This window comes from Streptomyces sp. NPDC107538 (genome assembly GCF_055657445.1).
In genome coordinates this window covers 21,173-45,704 of the sequence record NZ_JBVKAY010000017.1, presented here as the reverse complement: position 1 = coordinate 45,704, position 24,532 = coordinate 21,173, and the positions used below count along the sequence as shown (strand labels likewise).

22 protein-coding genes and 3 pseudogenes are annotated in these 24,532 nt (G+C 71.2%); 15 read left to right on the top strand and 10 right to left on the bottom strand.

Annotation, left to right across the window (positions count from 1 at the left end; translation table 11 throughout):
• Positions 1-43: 43 nt before the first annotated feature.
• From ACZ7MG_RS37515 to ACZ7MG_RS37495, 5 genes and pseudogenes are all read right to left on the bottom strand, one after another.
• A complete protein-coding gene (locus ACZ7MG_RS37515) occupies positions 44-451 on the bottom strand; it encodes a VOC family protein (protein ID WP_471395435.1) in 408 nt (135 codons plus the stop codon).
• Positions 452-561: 110 nt separating this feature from the next.
• A complete protein-coding gene (locus tag ACZ7MG_RS37510) occupies positions 562-1,848 on the bottom strand; it encodes a hypothetical protein (protein ID WP_471395434.1) in 1,287 nt (428 codons plus the stop codon).
• A gap of 344 nt (positions 1,849-2,192) precedes the next feature.
• Positions 2,193-2,912 (bottom strand): annotated as a pseudogene (locus ACZ7MG_RS37505) (ABC transporter ATP-binding protein); the annotation flags it as partial.
• Between the two features lie 202 nt (positions 2,913-3,114).
• Positions 3,115-4,479, bottom strand: a complete 1,365-nt coding sequence (locus ACZ7MG_RS37500) for an aspartate aminotransferase family protein (protein ID WP_471395433.1) — start codon at positions 4,477-4,479, stop codon at positions 3,115-3,117.
• Positions 4,480-4,498: 19 nt separating this feature from the next.
• On the bottom strand, positions 4,499-5,044 hold the full coding sequence (locus ACZ7MG_RS37495) for an Lrp/AsnC family transcriptional regulator (protein ID WP_471395432.1): 546 nt from the start codon (positions 5,042-5,044) through the stop codon (positions 4,499-4,501).
• Positions 5,045-5,218: 174 nt separating this feature from the next.
• On the opposite strand from ACZ7MG_RS37495, the gene ACZ7MG_RS37490 reads away from it, so the two are divergent.
• Positions 5,219-6,655, top strand: a complete 1,437-nt coding sequence (locus tag ACZ7MG_RS37490; protein WP_471395431.1) for a gamma-aminobutyraldehyde dehydrogenase — start codon at positions 5,219-5,221, stop codon at positions 6,653-6,655.
• A 76-nt stretch (positions 6,656-6,731) separates the two neighbouring features.
• Here the strand turns inward: ACZ7MG_RS37490 and ACZ7MG_RS37485 are convergent, their stop codons facing one another.
• On the bottom strand, positions 6,732-7,688 hold the full coding sequence (locus ACZ7MG_RS37485) for a 5'-nucleotidase (RefSeq protein ID WP_471395430.1): 957 nt from the start codon (positions 7,686-7,688) through the stop codon (positions 6,732-6,734).
• A 468-nt stretch (positions 7,689-8,156) separates the two neighbouring features.
• Here ACZ7MG_RS37485 and ACZ7MG_RS37480 point away from each other — a divergent pair.
• From ACZ7MG_RS37480 to ACZ7MG_RS37445, 8 genes and pseudogenes are all read left to right on the top strand, one after another.
• Positions 8,157-8,483 (top strand): annotated as a pseudogene (locus ACZ7MG_RS37480) (substrate-binding domain-containing protein); the annotation flags it as partial.
• A 64-nt stretch (positions 8,484-8,547) separates the two neighbouring features.
• A complete protein-coding gene (locus ACZ7MG_RS37475) occupies positions 8,548-9,057 on the top strand; it encodes a substrate-binding domain-containing protein (protein WP_471395429.1) in 510 nt (169 codons plus the stop codon).
• A gap of 83 nt (positions 9,058-9,140) precedes the next feature.
• Positions 9,141-10,082: an ABC transporter permease gene (locus ACZ7MG_RS37470; protein WP_471395428.1), complete on the top strand. Its 942-nt coding sequence runs from the start codon at positions 9,141-9,143 to the stop codon at positions 10,080-10,082.
• Positions 10,079-10,201, top strand: coding sequence for a hypothetical protein (locus tag ACZ7MG_RS37465; protein ID WP_471395427.1), 123 nt, complete (start codon positions 10,079-10,081; stop codon positions 10,199-10,201). The genes ACZ7MG_RS37470 and ACZ7MG_RS37465 overlap by 4 nt, the downstream gene beginning before the upstream one ends.
• The gene (locus ACZ7MG_RS37460) at positions 10,186-10,725 is read left to right on the top strand and encodes an ABC transporter permease (protein ID WP_471395426.1); all 540 of its coding nucleotides are present in this window, start codon (positions 10,186-10,188) and stop codon (positions 10,723-10,725) included. The genes ACZ7MG_RS37465 and ACZ7MG_RS37460 overlap by 16 nt, the downstream gene beginning before the upstream one ends.
• A gap of 112 nt (positions 10,726-10,837) precedes the next feature.
• Positions 10,838-11,275 (top strand): annotated as a pseudogene (locus tag ACZ7MG_RS37455) (M20/M25/M40 family metallo-hydrolase); the annotation flags it as partial.
• A 14-nt stretch (positions 11,276-11,289) separates the two neighbouring features.
• Positions 11,290-12,861, top strand: coding sequence for a M20/M25/M40 family metallo-hydrolase (locus tag ACZ7MG_RS37450; protein WP_471395425.1), 1,572 nt, complete (start codon positions 11,290-11,292; stop codon positions 12,859-12,861).
• Between the two features lie 48 nt (positions 12,862-12,909).
• Positions 12,910-13,527 carry an IclR family transcriptional regulator gene (locus tag ACZ7MG_RS37445; protein WP_471395424.1) on the top strand — a complete coding sequence of 206 codons (618 nt, stop codon included), beginning with the start codon at positions 12,910-12,912 and terminating at the stop codon, positions 13,525-13,527.
• Between the two features lie 334 nt (positions 13,528-13,861).
• On the opposite strand, the gene ACZ7MG_RS37440 is transcribed toward ACZ7MG_RS37445, so the two are convergent.
• Positions 13,862-13,984: a hypothetical protein gene (locus tag ACZ7MG_RS37440; protein WP_471395423.1), complete on the bottom strand. Its 123-nt coding sequence runs from the start codon at positions 13,982-13,984 to the stop codon at positions 13,862-13,864.
• A gap of 332 nt (positions 13,985-14,316) precedes the next feature.
• On the opposite strand from ACZ7MG_RS37440, the gene ACZ7MG_RS37435 reads away from it, so the two are divergent.
• From ACZ7MG_RS37435 to ACZ7MG_RS37425, 3 genes are all read left to right on the top strand, one after another.
• Positions 14,317-14,976 (top strand): YceI family protein, encoded by a 660-nt coding sequence (locus tag ACZ7MG_RS37435; protein ID WP_471395422.1) that lies wholly within the window; start codon positions 14,317-14,319, stop codon positions 14,974-14,976.
• Positions 14,977-15,074: 98 nt separating this feature from the next.
• The gene (locus tag ACZ7MG_RS37430; RefSeq protein WP_471395421.1) at positions 15,075-15,620 is read left to right on the top strand and encodes a hypothetical protein; all 546 of its coding nucleotides are present in this window, start codon (positions 15,075-15,077) and stop codon (positions 15,618-15,620) included.
• A gap of 176 nt (positions 15,621-15,796) precedes the next feature.
• The gene (locus ACZ7MG_RS37425) at positions 15,797-17,494 is read left to right on the top strand and encodes an RNA polymerase sigma factor (protein ID WP_471395420.1); all 1,698 of its coding nucleotides are present in this window, start codon (positions 15,797-15,799) and stop codon (positions 17,492-17,494) included.
• Between the two features lie 34 nt (positions 17,495-17,528).
• Here ACZ7MG_RS37425 and ACZ7MG_RS37420 read toward each other — a convergent pair whose 3' ends face one another.
• Together ACZ7MG_RS37420 and ACZ7MG_RS37415 are read right to left on the bottom strand one after the other, a co-directional pair.
• Positions 17,529-18,215: a glycerophosphodiester phosphodiesterase gene (locus tag ACZ7MG_RS37420; RefSeq protein ID WP_471395419.1), complete on the bottom strand. Its 687-nt coding sequence runs from the start codon at positions 18,213-18,215 to the stop codon at positions 17,529-17,531.
• A gap of 27 nt (positions 18,216-18,242) precedes the next feature.
• A complete protein-coding gene (locus ACZ7MG_RS37415; RefSeq protein ID WP_471395418.1) occupies positions 18,243-19,355 on the bottom strand; it encodes an adenosine deaminase in 1,113 nt (370 codons plus the stop codon).
• Positions 19,356-19,569: 214 nt separating this feature from the next.
• Between ACZ7MG_RS37415 and ACZ7MG_RS37410 the strand changes: the two genes are divergently transcribed.
• A complete protein-coding gene (locus tag ACZ7MG_RS37410) occupies positions 19,570-20,802 on the top strand; it encodes a DUF4190 domain-containing protein (RefSeq protein ID WP_471395417.1) in 1,233 nt (410 codons plus the stop codon).
• Between the two features lie 79 nt (positions 20,803-20,881).
• On the opposite strand, the gene ACZ7MG_RS37405 is transcribed toward ACZ7MG_RS37410, so the two are convergent.
• On the bottom strand, positions 20,882-21,484 hold the full coding sequence (locus ACZ7MG_RS37405) for an NADAR family protein (RefSeq protein WP_471395416.1): 603 nt from the start codon (positions 21,482-21,484) through the stop codon (positions 20,882-20,884).
• 182 nt (positions 21,485-21,666) lie between these two features.
• Here ACZ7MG_RS37405 and ACZ7MG_RS37400 point away from each other — a divergent pair, with 182 nt between their 5' ends.
• Entirely contained in the window at positions 21,667-23,202 is a 1,536-nt protein-coding gene (locus ACZ7MG_RS37400; RefSeq protein WP_471395415.1) for a gamma-aminobutyraldehyde dehydrogenase, read from the top strand.
• Positions 23,203-23,286: 84 nt separating this feature from the next.
• The gene (locus ACZ7MG_RS37395; protein ID WP_471395414.1) at positions 23,287-24,531 is read left to right on the top strand and encodes a polyamine ABC transporter substrate-binding protein; all 1,245 of its coding nucleotides are present in this window, start codon (positions 23,287-23,289) and stop codon (positions 24,529-24,531) included.
• Position 24,532 lies beyond the last annotated feature (1 nt).

The window sequence follows — 24,532 nt, the reverse complement described above, 5'->3', positions numbered from 1 at the left end:
CGCAGTTCCCCGCGCCCCTTACAGGGCGCGGGGCGAGCGGTTCTCAGCCCTCGATCGCGGCCGGGTCCATCCATACGACCTCCCAGGTGTGGCCGTCGAGGTCGTCGAAGGCGCGGCCGTACATGAAGTCCATGTCCTGGACCTTGTCCGAGGCCGTGCCGCCGGCGGCGACCGCCTTCTCGACCAACTCGTCCACCTTCGCGCGGCTCTCGGCGCTCAGACAGAGGATCACCTGGCTGGTCTTCGTGGCGTCCGCGATCTCCTTCTTCGTGAAGGACGCGTAGAACGGCTTGGTGAGCAGCATCGCCACGATGGTGTCGCTGATCACGACGGAGGCCGCGTTCTCGTCGCTGAACTGGGGGTTGAGCGTGTACCCCAGCTCCGTGAAGAACTTCTTCGAGGCGTCGAGGTCGTTCACGGGCAGGTTCACGAAGATCATCTGCTGGTACATGGCGAGGTCTCTCCCGGTGGATGGCCGATCGGTTTCGGTCCGTTCGAAGGGGTAGACCGGGGTCCCCTGCGGAACTCATCGGCCCGCGCGGATTTTTTTCGTACGAGTTTTCAGGCGGCCAGGGGGAGCGCCGCCAGCTGGGCGACCGCCCAGGTCAAGGGGCCGAAGACGGCGAGCAGGGCGCCCGCGCGGAGCAGGGCCGCCTGCCGGGGCAGTGCGCTGGGCGCCCCCAGCCGCACCAGGGCGGCCGTGGTGTCCGCGTGCGCCCTGCGGGCCTCGACGGCGGCCGTCGCGAGCGTGAGGACGGCACACCCGGCCACCACGAGCGCGCCCAGCAGGGTGAGCGGACCGACCGCGGGGCGCACGCCGGAGGAGAGCGTCACCATGGCGTACGCCCCGGAGGCCACGGCGCACACCACGCCGAGCGGGCGGCCGATGCGCCGGGCCTCTTCCTGGAGCACGCGCCCGGAGAGCAGGCGCAGCGCGCCGGGGCGTACGGACTGGAGCAGGCGCCCGGTGAGATGGGTGAGGCCGGGGCCGGTGAGGATCAGGCCCAGCGCGGTGAGCAGCCAGCCGCCGAGGACTCCGGCGGGGCTGTCCGCGAAGCCACCGGGGAGGGTGAGGCCGGGGGCGTGGTCGGACTGTCCGGCGTACGTCTCGACGGCGAGGCCGACGGCGAGTACGGCGATGCCCCAGGGGAGGCCGCCGGGGGCGGGGCGCGGGGCCGGGGGTTCCAGCGGCTCCCGGGGGTCCGTGGGGGTGGCGGCCTCCTCGTCCGGTTCCTCCTCGTACCTCGTGGCGCCCGCCGGGGACGCGGCGCGGCGGGCGACGGCGAAGGTGTCGTAGGCCATGAAGCGGGTGCGGAGTCCGGCGGGCCGGGCGGCGGTGTCCTTGGGGCGCAGGACGAGCGCGGTCGTCACGGAGGCGGCGGCCGGTACCAGGGCGAGGAGGGTGAGCGCCGCCGGGAGGGGCAGGGGGCGGCCGGCGGCGAGGACGTCGGCGGCGGCGCCGTCGAAGGGCATGCCGGTGAGGTCGCCGCGCAGGTGGAGGAAGAAGAGCAGGGCGAGGAGGGAGCCGAGGACGGTGGACAGGGCCGTGGTGACCGCCGAGATGGCCATCAGACGGCCGGGGCCGAGGCCGATCGCGGACAGGCCGGGACGGGGGCGCGTGCCGGGGTCGGTCCGGGCCACCGTCACCGCGAAGTGGACGGTGGCGGCGGCGGGTACCACGCACCAGGCCAGGCGCAGCACCGAGCCGGCCGGGGCGTGCGGGTGGGCCAGGGCGTGGCCGAGGGCGCACAGCAGCAGGAAGCCGGTGCCGCCGGTGGCCGCGGCGACCAGGAGTCGGCGGAGCTGCACCACGGGGTGCGCCCGGCGCGCTAGACGGAGAGCGAGCACGCGGCCCGGCCTTCCCCTTCGACTGCGGCGCGATCGTCACCGGCGGCGTCGGTGCGCTCGTCCTCGCCGGTGCCGGAACCGGAACCGGTGCGATCGTCCCCGGTGGCGCCGGGCCGGCCGTGGCCGTCGGCGCCGGGCGTGCGCGGCGCCTCGGCGTCGGTCTCACGCGCCCCCTCGGTGCCGGTTGCGCGCTGCCGCTCGGGGCCGCCCGGGTGCTCGGCTCCGTGGGCGGGACCATCAGCCGTGTCGGCGGACGGGGCACCTCCCCCTTCGGCCGGGGGCCGACCTGTCCGCTCGGCGACTGGGCGGTGGTTCGGTTTCGCCGTGGCCCGGCGGTCCGGGGCTGCCGCGGCGCCGCGGGCCGGATCCGGCGCGGGGAGGTGGACGGTTCTCACGTGGCGGCCGTCGAGGAGGGGCACCGTACGGTCGGCCAGAGCGGCGGTCTCGGGGTCGTGGGTGGCGAGGACGACGGTGATGGCGTGGGAGCGGGCCGCCGTGGTGAGGGTGCGCAGGACGTGGGTGTGTTCGGCGCGGTGGAGGGGGGCGGTCGGCTCGTCCGCGAACAGCACGGTGGGGGCGGACACCAGGGCGCGCGCCACCACCACGCGCTGGCGCTCGGACTGGAGCAGGGCGTGCGGGCGCTTGCGGGCCGCGTCGCGGATGTCGAGGCGCTCCAGCCACTCCAGGGCCGCGGCCTTGGCGGCCCGGCGGCCGGTGCCGCGCAGCATCAGCGGCAGGGCCGTGTTCTCCCAGGCGTTCAGCTCGGGGACGAGGACCGGCTCGGGGTCGATCCAGCCGAAGCGGTCGAGGCGCAGCCGCTCCCGGGCGAGCGGACCCATCGTGTGCACGGGGACGCTGTTGAACCAGACCTCGCCCTGCCGCACCCGCAGCTGTCCGGACAGGCACCGCAGGAGCGTGGTCTTGCCGCTGCCGCGCGGGCCGGTGACGGCGAGGATCTCGCCCTCCCGGACCCCCATCGACACGCCTTGCAGAGCGGGCGAGCCGTCGTGCGCGTAGGTCAGACCACGTGCCCAGAGCACGTCGTTGTCCGGCGGGGCCACCATGGGCGTACACCTCGGTTCGGATCAGGATTTGCCGGGGGAGTCCCCGTCCGGGGGAACGAAGGCAGGGCCGATCGGTTACAGGGGCACGCTAGGGAGTCAGGGTGGTGGGGGCCGGACAGCACACGGCCCGGGAGGCCCCCATCTCACTCGGATGGGGGCCTCCCGGGCGGTTTCGAGCACCGGATCACGCGCGGGGCGCGGGTTACAGCAGGGTCCACGCCTCCGACAGCGTCGCGCGCAGGATCTGCTCGATCTCGTCGAAGGTCGACTGGTCGGAGATCAGCGGCGGCGCGAGCTGGACGACCGGGTCGCCGCGGTCGTCGGCACGGCAGTAGAGGCCGTTCTCGAACAGCTTCTTCGACAGGAAGCCGTAGAGGATCCGCTCGGTCTCGTCGTCGTCGAAGCTCTCCTTCGTCGCCTTGTCCTTGACCAGCTCGATTCCGTAGAAGAAGCCGTTGCCGCGGACGTCGCCGACGATCGGCAGGTCGTGGAGCTTCTCCAGCGTGGAGCGGAACGCCGTCTCGTTGTCGAGGACGTGCTGGTTGAGCTTCTCGCGCTCGAACAGGTCGAGGTTGGCGAGGCCGACCGCCGCGGAGACCGGGTGGCCGCCGAAGGTGTAGCCGTGCAGGAAGGTGTTGTCGCCCTTGTAGAAGGGCTCGGCGACACGGTCCGAGACCACACAGGCGCCTATCGGGGAGTAGCCCGAGGTCATGCCCTTGGCGCAGGTGATCATGTCCGGGACGTAGCCGAACTTGTCGCAGGCGAACATCGTGCCGAGCCGGCCGAAGGCGCAGATGACCTCGTCCGACACCAGCAGCACGTCGTACTGGTCGCAGATCTCGCGCACCCGCTGGAAGTAGCCGGGCGGGGGAGGGAAGCAGCCGCCCGCGTTCTGCACCGGCTCCAGGAAGACCGCCGCGACCGTCTCCGGGCCCTCGAAGAGGATCTGCTGCTCGATCTGGTCGGCGGCCCAGCGGCCGAAGGCCTCCGGGTCGTCGCCGTGGATCGGGGCGCGGTAGATGTTGGTGTTGGGGACCTTGTGCGCGCCCGGGACGAGCGGCTCGAAGGGGGCCTTCAGAGCCGGCAGTCCGGTGATCGACAGGGCGCCCTGCGGGGTGCCGTGGTAGGCGACCGCGCGGGAGATGACCTTGTACTTGGTCGGCTTGCCCTGGAGCTTGAAGTACTGCTTGGCGAGCTTCCAGGCGGTCTCGACCGCCTCGCCGCCACCGGTGGTGAAGAAGACCTTGTTCAGGTCGCCGGGCGCATGGGAGGCGATACGTTCCGCCAGCTCGACGGCCTTCGGGTGGGCGTACGACCACACGGGGAAGAAGGCCAGCTCCTGCGCCTGCTTGAACGCGGTCTCCGCCAGCTCGACGCGGCCGTGGCCGGCCTGGACCACGAAGAGACCGGCGAGACCGTCGAGGTACCGCTTGCCCTTGTCGTCGTAGATGTACGTGCCCTCGCCCCGGACGATGGTGGGGACGGGGGAGTTCTCGTACGAGGACATGCGGGTGAAGTGCATCCACAGGTGGTCGTACGCGGTCTGGCTGAGGTCCTTGGGGCTCACGGTTATCGCGTCCTCACGGTTATCGGGTTCCCCACATGTAGGTCTGCTTCTTGAGCTTGAGGTAGACGAAGCTCTCCGTCGACCGCACGCCGGGCAGGGTCCGGATGCGCTTGTTGATGACCTCCAGAAGGTGGTCGTCGTCCTCGCAGACGACCTCCGCCATCAGGTCGAAGGAGCCGGCGGTGATCACGATGTACTCGACCTCCGCCATGGCCGTCAGCGCGTCCGCCACCGGATCCAGATCGCCGTCGACGTTGATGCCGAGCATCGCCTGCCGCCTGAAGCCCACGGTGAGCGGGTCGGTGACGGCGACGATCTGCATCACGCCCTGGTCGAGCAGTTTCTGGACGCGCTGGCGCACGGCCGCCTCGGAGAGGCCGACGGCCTTGCCGATCGCGGCGTACGGCCGGCGGCCGTCCTCCTGAAGCTGCTCGACGATGGCGAGAGAGACGGCGTCCAACTGCGGAGTGCCGTTCCTGGGCTCCCTGGACTCCCTCCTGGGTTCCCTGGGGTCCCGGGAGTCCTTCTGCTCTGCGCTTCGACTGGCCACGGGCTCACTGTGCACGACGTCTCGACAGTTCCGCAAGGCTGGATCGATGAAATTCGTTGTTTACGGGCCCGTAGCTTGCGGATTTCGCAGTCGGTGGGGTGTCAGGGGTGTTGAAAACGTGGGGCGGCGGATTAGGGTGGTGTCTCAAGGAATGGACACCCCAACCTGGACCCATCTGGAGGGCCGGCAGTGAGCACCGAGCTGCGTCGTCTGCGCAACTACATCGACGGGGAATTCCGTGACGCCGTCGACGGACGGACCACCGAGGTGGTCAACCCCGCGACGGGCGAGGCCTACGCGACCGCGCCCCTGTCCGGCCAGGCCGATGTCGACGCGGCCATGGCCGCGGCCGCGGCCGCGTTCCCGGCCTGGCGCGACACCACCCCGGCCGAGCGCCAGAAGGCCCTGCTGAAGATCGCCGACGCGTTCGAGGAGCGGGCCGAGGAGCTGATCGCGGCGGAGGTGGAGAACACGGGCAAGCCGATCGGGCTGACCCGCTCCGAGGAGATCCCGCCGATGGTGGACCAGATCCGCTTCTTCGCGGGCGCCGCACGGATGCTGGAGGGGCGCAGCGCCGGCGAGTACATGGAGGGGCTGACCTCGATCGTCCGCCGTGAGCCGGTCGGCGTCTGCGCCCAGGTCGCGCCGTGGAACTACCCGATGATGATGGCCGTGTGGAAGTTCGCGCCCGCGATCGCCGCCGGCAACACGGTCGTGCTGAAGCCGTCGGACACCACGCCCGCGTCGACCGTCCTCATCGCCGAGATCATCGGGGCGATCGTGCCGAAGGGCGTCTTCAACGTGATCACGGGCGACCGTGACACCGGGCGCCTGATGGTCGAGCACCCGACCCCGGCGATGGCGTCCATCACCGGCTCGGTGCGCGCCGGCATGTCCGTCGCCGAGTCCGCGGCCAAGGACGTCAAGCGGGTCCACCTGGAGCTGGGCGGCAAGGCGCCGGTCGTCGTGTTCGCCGACACCGACATCGCCAAGGCCGTCGAGGACATCTCGGTGGCGGGCTTCTTCAACGCCGGGCAGGACTGTACGGCCGCGACCCGTGTCCTCGTCCAGGAGGGCATCCACGACGAGTTCGTGGCCGCGCTCGCGAAGGCGGCGGCCGAGACGAAGACCGGGCAGCCGGACGACGAGGACGTGCTCTTCGGTCCGCTCAACAACCCCAACCAGCTCAAGCAGGTCGCCGGGTTCATCGAGCGGCTGCCGGCCCACGCGAAGGTCGAGGCCGGGGGGCACCAGGTCGGCGAGAAGGGGTACTTCTACGCGCCGACCGTCGTCTCCGGGCTGAAGCAGGACGACGAGATCATCCAGAACGAGGTCTTCGGGCCGGTCATCACGGTCCAGTCGTTCGCGGACGAGGCGCAGGCCGTCGGCTGGGCGAACGGGGTCGAGTACGCGCTCGCGTCGTCGGTGTGGACGAAGGACCACGCGCGGGCGATGCGGATGTCGAAGGCGCTGGACTTCGGGTGTGTGTGGATCAACACGCACATTCCGCTGGTCGCGGAGATGCCGCACGGGGGCTTCAAGAAGTCCGGGTACGGCAAGGACCTCTCGGGTTACGGGTTCGACGACTACACGCGGATCAAGCACGTGATGACGTCGCTGGATTGAGGGTTCGCGGGCGCGGCGGACGGTCGGGGGCGGCGGACGGCCGGGTGCGGCCCCCCGACCGTCCGCCGCCCCGTGTCTACTCGGGCGATGGCCTCGCGCTCTCGCCCTGGTTGACGACCCCGAAGGGGATGTGGACGCTCGGGGTCGTCCGGGAGGTTCCCTTCAGATGGGCTTCCTGGTCGTCGAAGAAGATGTGCGGCCGTAGTACATCCATGATCGAACTCTTGTCGATGCCGCCCAGGAAAAAGGCGTCGTTGACGGTCACACCCCAGTTGTTCAGACTCGTCATCGCGCGTTCGTGTGTCGGCGCGTTGCGTGCCGTCACGATGGAGACGTGGACGCGGATCGTGTAGTCCTCGTTCTCCCGGCGGTGTTCCTCCTCCCGTCGCTGCAGTGTGTTGATCTCGCGCAGGAAATCCCGGAGCGGACCCGCGTCGTGCGGAGTCGCCACGTTCATGGCCTCGTGGGCACGGAATTCGGCGAGCCCGTTCCGCTGGAACACACGCTCCGATTCGTCGCCGGCGAGAACGCCGTCGAAGTCGAAGGCGATCCGCAGTTCCCTGTCCCCGGGATCGTCGGCGACGGCGGAACCGAGGACCCGGCCGGCGGGCAGACCTGCGGCCACGGCCTCCCGGACGTCGTTCTCGTCCGCGGACAGGAACAGGGACATGTGCAGGGCGCGCATGAACTTGTACGGGGCCCGGCCCTGCATGAAGACAGCGCGGGTTATGGGCAGGCCGTGCGTCTTTATGGACCGCATGACCCGCAGTCCCGTGTCGGGATCGTTGCGGGAAAGGATGATCACTTCGACCAGCGGATCGTCTTCCGGATTCAGGTCGTTCAGTGACAGAAGCCGGCGAATGAAGGAGAAGGCGACACCGGGTTCCAGGGTGTTGTCGAGGTTCGCCCGCTGGTAGACGCGATAACCCTCCTCGCCTTTCTCCCGGAACACACCGTCGGATTCCTCGAGGTCGAAAAGGGCGCTCGACGCGATGCCGACGACCAGTCGGTTGTCGAGCCGGTAGGGCGGCATGGTGGATTCCCCCTGTGTTCGTCTCCTGCGCTCCGGATCAGACCGTGGCGACCGGTGACAGTGTCCGGCAGGCCCCGGAGCGGGTGCGTTGTGCAATGCGAAATTTTGTGTTGCGGACGTGGTGCGCGGACTCGCGCACCTCCTACCTTCCCGTCTCAACAGACCGGTCCTCACCGGGCGAACCGTCCCCCCACGGCCGTCCCTTCCCCAACTCACCTGTCGCCCGGGCTGTTTCGGCGGTCCGGGCACCTTTCGAGGGATTTGAGGAACTTCGATGAGCGCACGTTCCGTACGTGGTGCGCTGGCCGTGGCCGCCTCTCTCTGCGCACTGGCCGGGGTCACCGCCTGCAACGTCGAGTCCGGCAGCACGAGCGCCGGCGCCGACAAAGCCGACACGAGCGCCTCGTCCGCGCCGCAGGCCGAGGCCTCAAGGTCGGCTGGTCGACGATCTATCTGACGCCGTCGTGGATGCAGCAGACGCTGAAAATGCTTCAGGCGGACGTCGACAAGCTGAAGTCGGCGGGCAAAGTGTCGTCGTTCAAGACGTTCAACGCCAACGGCGACGCCTCGCAGCAGATCGCGCAGATCGCGCAGATCGCGCAGATCAGAGCGATGATCCAGCAGAAGTGCGACGTGATCCTCGTCGACGCGGGTTCCTCCACCGCGCTCAACCCGGCGCTGGAGCAGGCCGTCGCCGCCGGAATCACCGTCGTCGCCTTCGACTCGCTGCCGACCAGTACGAAGGTCATCCGGGTCGGGACGGACCAGAAGGCCTGGGGCTCGATGATGGCCGAGTGGCTGGCGAAGAAGCTGGACGGCAAGGGCAGCATCATCGCCATGAACGGACCGGCCGGTCGCGGTGAGCGAGGACCGCTGGTCGGGGGCCGAGGCGGTCTTCAAGAAGTACCCGGACATCAAGATCGTCAGCAACGTCCACAGCGAGTACAACCTCGCCCCGGCCGCCCAGGCCTTCGCCTCCGCCTACTCCGCGCACCCGGACATCGACGGTGTCTTCTCGCAGGACGGCGCGCTCTCGGCCGCCGCGCTGCAGACCCTGGCCAAGCAGGACAAGAAGCTCGTCCCGATCACCGGCGAGAACCCCAACGGCTTCCTGAAGCTCTGGCAGAGCAAGCAGAAGGAAGGGTTCTCCTCCCTGGCCACGGCCCAGCCCAACTACCTCTCCGTGACCGCCCTGGAGGCGGCCGTGGCCGAGCGGGAGGGCGTGGACGTCCCCCAGGACACCGACGTGCCGCTGCCCGAGATCACCGACGACAACCTCGGCGACTACGCCAAGCCCGACCAGGCCGACGACTCCTACCCGATCAACGACCTGCCGCAGGCCGACATCGACAAGCTCATCGGCAAGTGAGCGGGTGACCACCGTGCCGCTGTTGAGCGTGGAGAAGGTGTCGCGGCAACACCGATCTGCTCGCCCTCGCGGCGCTGCTGCTGGTGGTGGTCGCCTACCAGCACTACGACTCCAGCCTGCTCACCCCCGCCTCGATCACCATCCTGTCCGCCCAGTTCCTGCCGCTGATCCTGGCGGCGGCGGGGCAGACGACGGTGATGCTGCTCGGCGGCATCGACCTCTCGCTCGGGGCGGTGCTCGCGCTCGCCATGGCCGTGTTCGCGACGTACGACGCCCAGGGCGCGGGCGGTGTGCTCGCGGCGGCCGGGCTCGCCCTGTGCGTGGCGGTCGCGGCGGGCGCGGTCAACGGCGCGCTCGTGGCGTACGCCGGGCTCCCGCCCATCGTGGTGACCCTCGCCGCGTCGTTCCTGTGGGGCGGGGTCACCCTGGTGGTCCTGCCGCAGCCCGGGGGACAGGTGCCCGCCGAGCTGGTGGACGCGTACAACAACGGCTGGTACGGCATCGCCCTCCCCACCGTCACCGTCACCGTCGCCGTCGTCCTCGGCCTGTGGAAGCTGCTGCGCACCACCCGGCACGGGCTCGCCCTGTACGCCGTCGGCGGCAACGAACACGGAGCCTACGCGAGCGGGTTGCACACCCGGGGCGTGAAAATCGCCGGGTACGCGCTGGCGGGCGCGTTCACCGGGCTCGCCGGGATCGGGCTCGCCGTGCAGACCGGGTCGGCGGACCCCACCATCGGGGCGCCGTACACGCGCAACTCGATCGCCGCGTGTGTGCTCGGCGGCATCAGCTTCTTCGGCGGGGTCGGCCGGATGCGCGGCACGGTCCTCGGCGCCCTCGTCATCGGGCTGCTCACCAACCTCCCACTTCCCGAGCGAGCTGGGCGTTCGGCGTCCTGGCCGTCACCTGGATCGCCGCGATCCTCTTCGCGGACGGCTTCGACAGCGTCTCCAACTTCCGCTATCTGGTGCAGACCGCGTCGTTCCTCGGCATCGTCGCGGTCGGTCAGACCCTCGTCGTCATGATGAGCGGCATCGACCTGTCCGTCTCCGGTGTGGTGGCCCTGTCGGCCGTCGTGTGCGCCAAGGTCGCCTCCGGCGCGGTAGCGGCGGTACGACGGCCGTCCTGGTGGCGCTGCTGCTGAGCGCGCTCGTGGGCGCCGTGAACGCGGCCGGAGTGGTGTGGCTGCGGGTGCCGCCGATGGTGATGACCCTGGCCACCGGCACGATCCTGGCCGACGCCCTGCTCGTCTACACCGACGGATCGCCCAGCTCCGCACAGGTCCCGCTGCTGGACACCCTCGCCAACGGCCGCCTCCTGGGCGTCCCCTGGCCCTTCGTTCTGTGGCTCGTCGTCACGGCCGTCGCCTTCTGGCTGCTCCACCTCTCCCGCACCGGCCGGTACGCGTTCGCCCTCGGCGCCGGCGAGGACGCGGCCCGCGCCTCCGGCGTACCGGTCGTGTCCACGGCCTTCGTCGCGTACGTCTCCTGCGCCCTCCTCGCCGGGGTCGCTGGCCTGGTGCTGCTCGGCTTCACCGGCACCAGCTCGCTGACCATGGGAAACCCGTACCAGCTGCTGTCCATCGCCTCCGTCGTCCTCGGCGGGGCACCTCCATCCTCCGCGGCCGGGGGCATCTGCTCGGCACGGTCGGTGGCGCGCTCCTGCTGACCCTCCTCACCGCGCTGCTGACCTCCTGGAACCTGTCGGAGGGCGTACGGCAGGTCGTGCTCGGCGTGCTGATCATCGGGCTGCTGCTGGTCTACGTGAGGGAGCGGCGGGCATGACGGCCGGGGAGAACCGCGTGGAGCGCCTTCTGCGGGATCTCGTCCGTATCCCGAGCGTCAACCCCCGTGACGGGGAGGGCGGGGAGGGCGACGGGGCGAGACGGCGGTCGCCGCGTACGTGCGGGACTGGCTGGCGGAGCGGGGGGGTGCCGGCCGAGCTGCACGAGGTGCTGCCGGGGCGGTGCAATGTCGTCGCCGTCGTACCGGGGCGGTCCGAGGAGGCGGTCCTGCTGGAGTCGCACCTCGACACCGTCGAGGCGGACGGGATGACCGTCGGGCCGTACGACGGTGAGGTTCGGGACGGGCGGTTGTACGGGCGCGGTGCCTGTGACGCGAAGGGGCCGCTGGCCGCGTTTCTGCTGGCCGTCGCCGCGCTCGCGGCCGGGGAACCGCCGCCGTGCACGGTCGTCCTGGCGGGCGTGTGCGACGAGGAGCACGCCTACCGGGGGTGTTGGGGCTGGTGGACGCGCTCCGGGGGCGTGCGGTGGTGGGCGCCGTCGTCGGGGAGCCCACGGCGCTCGTGCCGGCGGTCGCGCACAAGGGGGTGGTGCGGTACACCGTGCGCACCACCGGGCGGGCCGGGCACAGTTCGCGGCCCGAGGAGGCCGTCAACGCGATCACGCTGATGGGGCCGGTGCTCGCCCACCTCGCGGAGCACCCGCCGGGTGTCCCGCCGCATCCGCTGCTCGGGCCCGCCACCCGCTCGGTCACCCGGATCCGGGGCGGCATCGGCCCCAACATCATCGCCGGCAGTTGTGAGGCGGACGTCGACCGCCGGACGCTGCCCGGCGAGGACCCGGACATCGTCTGGCGCGACGACCGTGCCGAACTCGCCGCGCTGGGGGCGGAGGTCGACCCGCCGTTCACCGTCGACCCGGCGCTCGACACCCGGCCGGACGCCGAGATCGTCACCGCCCTGTGCGGTGCCCTCGCCGACCACGACCGGCCTGCCGAGGCCCGGGGCATGCCGTTCGGGACGGACGCCAGCAAACTCGCCCGCGCCGGCTTCCCGTCCGTGGTCTTCGGCCCGGGCTCGGTCGCGGACGCCCACGCGGCGGCGGAGTCGGTGGCGCTCGCGGAGGTGGAGCTGGCCGCGCGGGTGAAGGGTCACCTTGTGCCCGGTGGCGGCGTTGGGGAGGGCGGGGGAAGGGTGGCGCGCGGTCGAAGGGTCGTCTCGGCCTCAGCGGCCTCAGCGGCCTCGGCGGCCTCGGCGGCCTCGGCCCCGGCCTCCGTCATCGTCCCTGTCCTCGTCCTCTTCAGCAACGAAAGCAGGAGGGTCGTCATGCGGCTGACCAGCCATGTCACGCTCGTCGCCAGTGGTGCGTACGGATTCGATCTCACCGACCCGCTGGACTGCCATGTCTATCTGGTGCGGGGCGCACGGCACAGCGCGCTCGTGGACGCGGGCGCCGGCCGGTCCGCCGACGCCATCGTGCGAGCCGTTCGCGCCGCCGGCGCCGACCCCGGCCATCTCCTCCTCACCCACGGTCACGCCGATCACGCGGGCGGAGCGGCCGCGCTCGCCGAGCGGCTGCCCGGTCTGCGGGTGCGGGCCGGCGCCGAGGCCGTGGCCTGGATCGCGGCGGGCGACGAGGCGGGCGTCAGCCTGGACCGGGGAAAGGCCGCCGGGTACTACCCGGACGACTACACCCTCGCCCCCTGCCCCCAGGTCGAACCCATGGCCGACGGCGAGGAGATCGACCTCGGCGGCGGTGTGGTCCTGCGGGCCGTCGCGACCCCTGGCCACGCCGACGGCCACCTCTGCTACCACCTGCGCACCCCGGATCACCGGGCGCTCTTCTCCGGGGACTGCGTCTTCACCGGGGGCCGCGTCTCCCTGCAGAACCTGCATGACTGCCGTGTCCCCGAGTACGCGGCGAGCCTGACCCTGCTGGCCGCGCTCGACGTCGACGCGCTGTTCCCCGGCCATCACGAGATCTCGCTCGCCCGGGCCGCGCGGCATCTGGAGGGCGCCCGCGACACCGTCGCCCGTGGACTGCTGCCGAGGAGTACGACATGAGTCTCGCTGACCCGGCTCGCCGAGGAACTCGGCATCAACAAGAGCACGGTGCTGCGGCTCGCCGCGCCGCTGCTGGAGGCCGATCTGCTGGTCCGCGACCGGGAGACGGGGTGGTTCCGGCTCGGGCACGGCACCCTGCGGCTCGGCCAGGCCTATCTGTCCTCGCTCGACCTGCGGACCGTGGCCACCGAGCCGCTGCGGCTGCTCCAGCACGCGGTGGGGGAGACCTGCCATCTGGTGGTGTACGAGGCGCCGGACATCGTCTACATCGACAAAGTCGAGAACGAGACCGACGTCCGGATGTCCTCCCGGGTCGGCAGCCGGGTCCCCGCCTACCGCACCGCCGTGGGCAAGGCCGTCCTCGCCTGGCTGGGCGAGGAGGAGTTCCGGGTCGTGGTCGCCGCCGGGATGCCGCCGGTCACCCCGCACACGACCACCGATCCGCATCGGCTGCGGATCGAGCTGGACCGGGTGCGGCGGCAGGGCTACGCCATCGACGACCAGGAGAACGAGCCCGAGGTGCGGTGTGGCCGCGCCCGTGTTCGACCACACGGACGCGGCCGTGGGTGCGGTGAGTGTCTCCGGGCTCACTACGCGGATGACTCCGGCGCGGGTGCGGGACGGCTGTCGCTGATGGGTCGGCTGGAAGGGGCGTCGGTTGGCTGATCCGCCGTCGTGGCTGGTCGCGCAGTTCCCCGCGCCTCTGAAGGGGCGCGTTGGTCGCAACCTTTGATTAGACAAGAGCCCCATGGAACGTCTGACCCTCTCACCGAACTCCGCCGCCTCCACCTATGTCTTCGTCGAGGACCTGCGGGTCGAAGGTGTCGATGTCACCACGCTGGGCCTCGCGCACCCGGACGTCACCCAGCAGAACTGCTTCGGCGACCGGGACCGGTGCGGTGAAGGGGTACGCGGACGGACGGCCGGCGGGCGTGCTCGCCGTCGACGAGGCCTGGCGGATCGGGGTCGACGCGGCGGCCGTCGGCGCAGTCGTCCCCGGCTACGCCGTGCTCGCGTACGCCCGGGACCCGGAGCGGATCGCGGCCGACGTCGCCGCGTACCGGGCCGCGTTGCGGGACGGCTGCTCCCTGCGGGCCGTGCTGCGCCCGGGAGTTCCGGACACGGACTCCGCCGAGGCGCCGGCGGCGAAGACCGCGGCGGCCACCGGGCCCGGCCGGCGGGGCCGACGCCGTGGACTTCTACCACTACGGGCTCGTGCCGTTCCCGGTGCTGGACCGCATCCCGGGGGCGCTGAAGGGCAGGCCGTGAATCCGGGGGTGTATTCCGGTCCTCCCGAGGTGAATTGCGGCGGGAAATTCGTGGCGACGCTGTGGAGATCGTGCAATTGTCTGCCGCGCGGTGGCGCTTTATCCGCCTTTCGGGGTCGATTCGGACCGCACGGATCGAGGGGGGAAGGGTTGCGGCACTTCCCGCCGTGCCGTAGTTACGTGAATCATGAACCTGTTCACCCGTGCTGCGTCGCTGCGCCGCCCGGCAGCCCCCACAGCCTCACAACTCCCCCACGAGTCACCGGCTTTCGCGTCCCACGGCCCGGCCGACCCCGCCCTGGCGATCCTGACCGGCGAATGGATGATCGACGCGGCGCACAGCCGTATCGGTTTCTCCGTCCGCCATGCCCTGGTCACGACGGTGCGCGGAGCGTTCACCGAGTATCAGAGCCGGCTCTACTTCGACGGTCGTGATCCCGCTCGTTCACGGGCCGAAATAGTTCTCTCCACGGCTTCTGTCGATACCGGAGTGGAACAGCGCGACGCCCATCTGATGGGCCGTGACTTCCTGGACGCCGCGACCTATCCGCGAATGCGCTTCGTCAGTACGGCGGTGCGTCTCGTGGGCGACGACGTCTACCGCATGGCCGGTGAACTCACCATCAAGGGCATCACCCGGCCCGTCGATCTGGAACTCACCTATATAGGGCACGTCATGGACCCCTTCGGATACGAACGGGTCGGCTTCGACGGGACGACCACCATCAACCGTTCCGAATGGGGACTCACCTACAACCAGAGGCTCGCGGAGGGCGGTGCCATGGTGAGCGAGAAGGTGCGCCTGCAGTTCGACCTCGCCGCGATCCGCTCGATTCCCGGCGGCTGACGGCCCGTTCCGCTCGCTCGTGGGGGTCCGGCAGCTGCCCGTGCGCAGGCCGGGCCCCCACTTTTGAACGCGTTCAAGGTGGGGCGTACGCTCACCGCATGAGCGACAGAGCCGCCCTGTTGAAGGGCATCCGTGCGTGGCTGATCTTCTTCGTCGTCTGTCTGGTACTGAGCGGCGCCACGGCGTTCCCGCTGGTCCACGAGTTGCGCTGGACCGAGGAGTTGCTGCGGGCGCTCTCCGTCGGGGAGCACCTTCCGGCGCTCATGGAGTGGATCGAACGCGTACGCGCGGGACTCGACGAGGCCGACGCCGAGTACCCCTTCCTCCTCTACGGCACGGACTGGCTGGCCTTCGCGCACCTGGTGATCGCCGTGGCCTTCTGCGGCCCCTACCGCGACCCGGTCCGCAACATCTGGATCATCGAGTTCGGCATGATCGCCTGCGTCGGCATCATCCCGCTGGCACTCATCTGCGGGCCGATCCGGGGCATCCCCTTCTGGTGGACCGTGATCGACATGTCGTTCGGGGTCTTCGGGGTGATCCCGCTGTACGTCGTGCGGCAGCGGATCAAGCGGCTGGAGGCGCTCACCGGCGGGTGGGAGCAGAAAACTGTTATCCCGGCCGCCTCCACCCCGTCTCCGTAGGCACCCCCTGTTTCCCCACGTACAGGAGCGAGCCGTATGGGCAGTGTGAGCGGTGTGAGCAGTGTGAACGGTGTGATCTCCGCCTCGGAGGTTCCCCACGTCGTGGAGATGGCTGAGAAGGTACGGAACACGGCCGAGTGAACAGGGTGAGGCCGGCGGGACCGGAGGGAACGTACGTGGACGGGCGGCAGTGGCGCTCCACCATCGCGGCCGCGCAGGCGGGGGACCGGCGCGCCCTCGACGAGCTGGTCGAGGGCTGGCTGCCGCTCGTCTACAACATCGTCGGCCGGGCCCTCAACGGCCACGCCGATGTCGACGACGTCGTGCAGGAGACCATGCTGCGCGCCGTCGACAACCTCGACACGCTGCGTGATCCGGACAGCTTCCGCTCCTGGCTGGTCGCGATCGCCATGCGGCAGATCCGGGACCGGGCACGCCGTCGCACCGCCGACCAGCTCGACGACGCCGACGCGCACGGCGCCGCCGACTTCGCCGAACTGACCGTGCTGCGGCTGCAGTTGGAGGGCCAGCGCAAGGAGGTCGCGGAAGCGGTCCGCTGGCTCGACGACGAGGACCGCCAACTGCTGTCGCTGTGGTGGCTGGAGGTCGCGGGTGAACTCACCCGGCGGGAACTCGCCGCCGCCGTGGGCATCAGCCGGCAGCACGCCGCCGTACGGGTGCAGCGGATGAAGGCCCGTCTGGAGACCGCGCGCGGCATCGTCCGCGCCCTCGACTCCTCCTGCTCCGACCTGGGCCGGGTCACCGCCCGCTGGAGCGGACGGCCCGACTCGGTGTGGCGCAAGCGCATCGCCCGGCACATCCGGGGCTGTGCGCGCTGTGACGGCCACGGCCGCCCCGGCGAGGTCGTCGTCCCCGCCGAACGCCTCCTCGTCGGCCTCGCCCTGGTCCCCGTCCCCGTGGGCTTCACGCTGTCCCTGGCGTTCGGCGGCAAGACCGCCGCCGCCGCGACGGCCGCGACCGCCTCGGTGGGCTGGTCCGCCAAGATGCTCGGTGTCCTCACCAAGCCCGCCGTCGCGGTGACGGCGGGGGCGACCATCGTCGCCGGGGGCGCGTACGTCGTCACCCAGCCCCCGGCGGACCGGCCCGCGCAGGCCGCGCCCACCGCGCTGAGCACGGCCCGCGAGCCCGCGCCTGCTGCGCCCCGCGACCCGTCGCGCACCCCCTCCGCGCCCCCTTCCGTCTCCCCGTCCCCCTCCCCGTCGCCGACGAAGGAGAAGGACCCGAAGGGCCTGTACGGCAGCGTCGTCGACGCGGTGGACGAGGCACCGGACCGGGGCACCCCGCCCGGCGCCCTCCCGCGCCGCCCCGAGTCCGGCGTCACCAGCAGCGGCGGCGCGCGGACCGTGATGAACCACCGCGGCGACAACGTGACCTTCACGGGCGAGGGATACGTCCTGGTCCGCTGGCAGATCTCGCCCCAGTACCGGCCGGGCGGCCTGGTCATGCCGGCCTGGACGGGCCTGAAGGGCAAGCTCTTCCACGTCGCCTCGGGCGGCGGCCGCCGCATGGACGACCCGACCTCCGCCGACGGCAAGACCTCCGGCATGGGCGGCCCCGAAACCGGCTACACCGTCCTGCCCGAGGGCGCCCAGCAGATGTGGCAGAACGAGTACTTCTACCTCGACGGCACGGTCACCCTCACCCAGAACGAACGCGGCGCCGACTACGGCATCACCGTCGCCCCCTCCACCTGGGACGCCGTCACCGAGGACATCACCTACGGCCCCGACCGCGGCGCCCTCCGCTACGGCCTCGTCCGCGACAACGGCAAGGACTCGACACCGGTCCCGCAGTACGTCACCCGGCAGAAGCCGGCGGACACCGCGACGGTGGCGCAGCTGTCGGAGGTGTAGAGAGCGGAGAGCTGCACGCTGCCCGACCCTCTGGCTAGGGGTGGCGCCTCAGGGCGCACAGGGTGTCGACGCGGTTCGTCGTGATCGAGTCGGCGCCCAGGGCCATCAGCCGGCGCATGGAGCGCCGGGTGTCGGGGGTCCAGGCGGAGAGGAGGTAGCCGTCGCGGTGGACGCGGTCGGCCAGGGGGCGGGTGAGGAGGCCGAAGCGGTAGTTGAGCCAGCGGGGGCGGATCGCGTCGAGGAGGGCGGGGCGCGGTGGGGCGAGGGTCTTCCAGGTGAGGGCGATCTCGGCGGTGGGCGCGGCGGCGCGGACGGCCAGCATGGTGGGCGGGTCGGCGCTGTAGTAGACACGGTCCTCGGCGTCGTACTCCCGTACGACGGCGAGGATCTGCCGTACGGCCCGCGGGTTCACCGCGCCCGGCAGGTCCACCATCACCCGGCTGTCCTTGGTGGCGACCAGCGCGTCGGCCAGCGTCGGCACCCCGTCGGCCGTCAGCCCGCGCAGCTCCGCGGCGGAGAGCGCGGCCAGCGGCCGTTCCACCTCCCAGAGCCGCTCCAGTGTCGAGTCGTGCAGCAGGACGGGCACGCCGTCACGGGTCGTCCGCACATCGAACTCGACGGCGTCCGCGCCCAGTTCGAGCCCGGCCCGCAGGGAGTCGAGCGTGTTCTCACGGTGGCGGTAGGGGGCGCCGCGATGGGCGACGGCGGTCACGGTGCGCATGATGGTGGTTTTCCGGTGCCGATCGGGTCAGGGGGTCAGCCAGGCCGAGGTGTACGTGTCGATCTCGTCGGACAGCCGGGCCTTGCCGGGCTCGTCGAGGAAGGACGCCTCCACGGCGTTCCTCGCGAGCGCGGCAAGTCCCTGCTCGTCGAGTTCGAGGAGACGGGCGGCGACCGCGTACTCGGTGTTGAGGTCGGTGCCGAACATCGGCGGGTCGTCCGAGTTGACGGTGACCAGCACCCCGGCCCGCACGAACTCCTTGATCGGGTGCTCGTCGAGGGTGCGGACCGCGCGCGTGGCTATGTTCGAGGTCGGGCAGACCTCCAGCGCGATCCGGTGCTCGGCGAGGTGCGCCAGCAGCTTCGGGTCGCCGGCCGCGCTCGTCCCGTGGCCGATGCGCTCCGCGCGCAGCTCGGTCAGCGCGTCCCAGATCGTCTCGGGCCCGGTGGTCTCCCCGGCGTGCGGCACGGAGCGCAGCCCGGCCGCGATCGCCCGGTCGAAGTACGGCTTGAACTGCGGCCTCGGTACGCCGACCTCGGGCCCGCCGAGCCCGAACGACACCAGCCCTTCCGGCCGCAGCCGGTCGTCGGTGGCGAGCCGGACGGTCTCCTCGGCCGCCTGGAGCCCCGCCTCGCCGGGGATGTCGAAGCACCAGCGCAGTACGGTCCCGAACTCGGCCTCCGCCGCCTTCCGCGCGTCCTCGATCGCGTCCATGAAGGCCCGCTCGTCGATCCCGCGGCGGGTGGAGGAGTACGGCGTGACGGTCAGCTCGGCGTACCGCACCTGCTGCCGGGCCAGGTCCCGCGCCACCTCGAACGTCAGCAGCCGGACGTCCTCCGGGGTGCGGATCAGGTCCACGACGGACAGATACACCTGGATGAAGTGGGCGAAGTCCGTGAACGTGAAGTAGTCCGCGAGCGCCTCGGGGTCCGTGGGCACCTGGGAGTCGGGGTGACGGGCGGCGAGTTCCGCGACGATACGGGGGGAGGCGGAGCCGACGTGGTGCACATGCAGCTCGGCCTTGGGCAGACCGGCGATGAAGGCGTGCGGGTCGCGGGTGCCGAAGGCGCCGGGCACGGTGGACGCGGCGGAGACGGCGGGGGGCACGGGCACGCCCTGCGTGGTGCGGTGGTCGGTCAAGGTTCCTCCCCGGGAACGGCGTCCGCCCCGGACCATGGTCTACGTCGGGGGACGCGGGTGATCGGCTGATCGATGACTCGGGGATCATCGTAGGCGGCGATCCCCACGCTGAACCCCGGGCCTTAGCATGACCGAACGTACAGCTGATCGTGTAAGACGGAACGACGACGCAGAACGGTACGGAACGCTGCGGAACATACAGGGGGACCCACTCATGCCGTCCGACGAGGCACCGATTCCCAGAACACCGGCCGACCCGCAGCCGGACCCATGGGCACCGCCCCAGGGAGACACCGCGCTGCCGCCGACGGTGGTCGACGGCGCGACGCTCCCGACGGTGACCGATGACGCGGTCCCGCTGACGGTGGTCGACGGCGCCGACCTGCCGACCGTGGTCGACGACGCCGTCCCGTCCACGGTCGTCGACGGCGCCACCCTCCCGACGGTGACCGAGGAGGCCGTACCGCCCCGGGCGGCGGGCGGCGCCGACCTGCCGACGGTGGCGGACGGTGTTCCTATAGCGACCCCGGCAACCGCGCCGACCGCACAGGGCGCCGCTGCGTCGCCCGAGGACGCGATACCGGCCCCGACGGTCGCCTTGGACAAGCCGATCGCGCCGACCGCACCGACCGCGCCCACCCCGGCAACCGCGCAGGGCACCACTCCGGCCGCCCACGACCCCTGGGCCCCGCCGGCCGACACCCCGGCGCCGAGCAGCCCCACGCCCACACCCTCCTCCTCGGTGCACGACCAGCGAACGGTCATGGCCATGCCGGGCGTGGCCCCGGCCCGTCCCGGCGCGTTCGCCCCGCCGGGCGGCGCGCAGCCCGCAGGCTCTCCCGCCCCCAACCCCTTCGCCCCGCCCGCGCCCAACACTCCCTACACGCCCAACGCACCCCGCGCGTCCTACCCGCCGCCCGCGCCCGGCGCCGCCTACGCCACGCCCGCCCCCGGCGCCGCCGTACCGCCCCCACCCATCGGTCCCGAGGGGCCGGGGCAGGTCCCGTACGGCTACCCGCAGTACCCGGCGTACCCGGGCGCCCCCGGCCATCCCGGTGCCGGCTACCCCGCCCCCGGCGGGGGCTACGCGTGGGCCGCGATGGCGCCCCCGCCCAGCAATGGGATGGGGATCGCGGCGATGGTGCTCGGTATCTGCGCCGCCGCGCTGTTCTGTCTGTGGCCGCTGGCGATCCTGCTCGGGATCATGGCCATGATCTTCGGCTTCATCGGCCGGGCCAAGGCCCGCCGGGGCGAGGCGACCAACCCGGGGCACGCCCTGGCCGGCATCATCTGCGGAGTCGTCGGCATCCTCCTCGGCATCGGCTTCATCGTCCTCATCGTGATGGCGTCCGACAGCGACGGCTACGACTCGGACACCGACCCCTTCGACGACAGCTACTCCACGTCACTGTCCTTGGTGCTGCCGAGGGGAGAAGGCGGCGCGTAGCGCGCCCCCGAAGGGGCGCGGGGAACTGCGCGAGCGGCCACGACGCACCCGCACCCGCCCACCCTCCCCCTTGCCCCACTCACGGTTGGCGCACAGGCACTCCAGCGAAGCGCTCCCGCGCGGCCATCAACGCGAAACCCAGCAGATTCGGCCCCCGCCACCGCGCGGGGTCCATCGCGCGCTCGTCGTCCGCCGCCAGACCGATCCCCCAGACCCGGTCGAGGGGACTGGCCTCGACGAGGACGCGGTGACCCGTGCCCAGCAGAAACGCCCGCAGATCCGCGTGGGCGGCGAACTTGTGGAAGCTGCCCTCCGCCACGATCGCGAAGCGCTCCCGCTCCCACACGGCGTCGTCGAAGCCGCGCACCAGCCGCCCGATCTTCTTGGCCTGCGCGGGACCTGCCGCGGCGACCGCCTTGCGCTCCGCCTCGGTGTCCCCGAAGAGCCGGGCCTTCGACGCCATCATCCAGTGCTCGGCCGTCGCGTACTCCACGCCGTCCACCGTGAACGGCGACGGCCACCACTGGCTCAGACAGCTCGCGCCGATCCGGCCGTCGGGCAGCGGACGGTGCCCCCAGAAGTGCAGGTACTTGACCCTCGCCCCCGAGCGGACCGCCTCCGTCAGCGTGTCCCAAGAATCGATCTTCGTCATGTCGAAGAGTCTGGCAGCCACCACTGACATTCCGTCCTCGATTTCCTGTCCCGACTGGACACCTGGTCGACAGATTCCGTCGCGTAACCAAAAGGCAACAACGGAATCACTTGTTGGTGCCGCATGCCTCTGCCAGGATCGGCACTCAAATCGAGCTGGAGCTACGCCACCCGCCCCCGGGGACAGAGGGGGCGCCGGCGGAGGAGAGCGACATGCAGAACCCGGGCACCGCGACCCCGGACCGATTCCCCGCACAGGACCGCTTCGCGGTCGGCGCGCAGTACATCGCCGGCCGCCTGACGAAGGGCACATCGGGCCGTACCCACACGGTCGTCGATCCGGCGACCGGCGACGAGGTCCTCACCTACGAGCTGGCCGGGACCGACGACGTGGACGCGGCCGTCGCCGCCGCCCGCGCGGCCTTCCCCGGCTGGGCCGCGACCACCCCCGGCGAGCGGTCGGACGCGCTGCACCGCTTCGCCGCGGTCCTGGCCGACCGGACGGAGGAGTTCGCGCGGGCCGAGTCCCTGCAGTGCGGGAAGCCGCTCAAGCTGACCCGTGAGTTCGACGTGCCCGGCACCGTCGACAACACCGCGTTCTTCGCGGGCGCCGCCCGGCATCTCCAGGGTCAGTCGGCGGGCGAGTACTCCGGCGACCACACCTCCTACGTACGCCGGGAGCCCATCGGTGTCGTCGGTTCCATCGCGCCCTGGAACTACCCGCTGCAGATGGCCGCCTGGAAGATCCTCCCGGCGATCGCCGCGGGCAACACGATCGTCCTCAAGCCCGCCGAGCTGACCCCGCTGACCTCGCTGCTCTTCGCGCAGGCCGCCACCGACGCCGGAATCCCCGACGGTGTGATCAACATTGTCACCGGGACCGGGAAGGAGGCCGGTGAGCATCTCGTCGGCCATCCCGATGTGGTCATGACCTCCTTCACCGGGTCCACGGCCGTCGGCAAGCGCGTCGCCGAGATCGCCACGGCCACCGTCAAGCGTCTCCACCTGGAACTGGGTGGCAAGGCCCCGTTCGTGGTCTTCGACGACGCCGACCTGGAGGCCGCCGTCCACGGCGCGGTCGCGGGCGCCCTCATCAACACCGGCCAGGACTGCACGGCCGCCACGCGCGCGTACGTACAGCGGCCCCTCTACGAGGAGTTCGTCGCGCGGACGGCCGCCCTGATGGAGACCGTCCGGCTCGGCGACCCCTTCGCCCCGGGCACCGACCTCGGCCCGCTGATCTCGCACGTCCAGCGCGACCGGGTCGCCGCCTTCGTCGAGCGCGCACGCGCGTACGCGCGCGTGGTGACCGGGGGAGAGGCGCCACAGGGGGGCCTCGCGAACGGCGCCTACTACCGGCCCACGCTCGTCGCGGACGCCGCCCAGGACAGCGAGATCGTCCAGTCGGAGATCTTCGGCCCGGTGCTCGTGGTCCTGCCCTTCGACAGCGACGACGAGGGCATCCGCCTCGCCAACGACACCCCGTACGGCCTCGCCGCCTCCGCCTGGAGCCGGGACGTGTACCGGACGAACCGTGCCACCCGCGAGATCAAGGCGGGCTGTGTGTGGGTCAACGACCACATCCCGATCATCAGCGAGATGCCGCACGGCGGGTACAAGGCGTCCGGCTTCGGCAAGGACATGTCCGCGTACTCGTTCGAGGAGTACACCCAGATCAAGCACGTGATGTTCGACAACACGGCGGTCGCCAGGAAGGACTGGCACCGCACGATCTTCGGGGACCGCTAGTCAGCCCGGGGGACCGGCCGCCCGACCCCCGGCCGGTCCCCGCCCACCCTCCCGAAAGGGCACCTCCGAAAGGGCACCACGCGCATGGAGCAGTACGAGCCCGACCGCCTGTCCCCGGCCCAGGTGGCCGCCATGCGGCGCAGCATCGGGAACGGCAGGGCCGCCCTCACCCGCCGTTCGCTGCTGCGCGCCGGAACCGGCGGCGCACTCGCGATCGGCGGGCTCGGCGCGCTGAGCGCCTGCGGCATCCCCGCCGCGAAGAACACCTCGGGCGGCTCGTCCGAGGACCACTCGGCCAAGGAGAAGGAGGTGGACTTCTCCAACTGGACCGAGTACATGGACGTCGACGACAGCGGCAAACGTCACCCGAGCCTGGACCAGTTCACCCGGCGCACCGGCATCAAGGTCAAGTACACCGAGGACATCAACGACAACGTCGAGTTCTTCGGCAAGATCAAGCCGCAGCTGGCCGCGGGCCAGGACACCGGACGCGACCTCATCTGCGTCACCGACTGGCTCGCCGCCCGGCTGATCCGCTTCGGATGGGTCCAGAAGCTGGACGCGTCCAACCTGCCGCACGCCTTCATGAACCTGTCCCAGCAGTTCCGCAGCCCGGACTGGGACCCGGGGCGGGCCTACTCGTACCCCTGGCAGGGCATCTCGACCGTCATCGCCTTCAACAAGAAGGCCCTCGACGGCGAGGAGGTGAAGTCGGTCTCCGACATGCTCGACAATCCGAAGCTGAAGGGGCGCATCGGCTTCCTCTCCGAGATGCGCGACAGCATCGGGATGACCCTGCTCGACATGGGCAAGGACCCGGCGACGTTCGGCGACGACGACTACGACGCGGCGATCGCCCGCCTCCAGAAGGCCGTCGACCGGGGCCAGATCCGCCGTTTCACCGGCAACGACTACACCTCGGACCTCACCAAGGGCGACCTCGCGGCCTGCATCGCCTGGGCCGGTGACGTCGTCCAGCTCAAGGCCGACACCCCGGACGTCGACTTCGTCATCCCCGACAGCGGCTACATGACCTCGACCGACAACCTGCTGATACCGAACAGGGCCCGGCACAAGACCAACGCCGAACGGCTCATCGACTACTACTACGAGCCGAAGCCGGCTGCCGAACTCGCCGCGTACATCAACTACGTGTGCCCGGTCGACGGGGTGAAGGCGGAGCTGGCCAAGATCGACCCGGACGCGGCGAACAACCCGCTGATCATTCCCGACGCGGCCATGGCGGCCAAGTCGCGCGCCTTCCGCTCCCTGAGCCAGAAGGAAGAGACGGCGTACGAAGAGAAGTTCGCGAAGCTGACAGGGGCGTGAC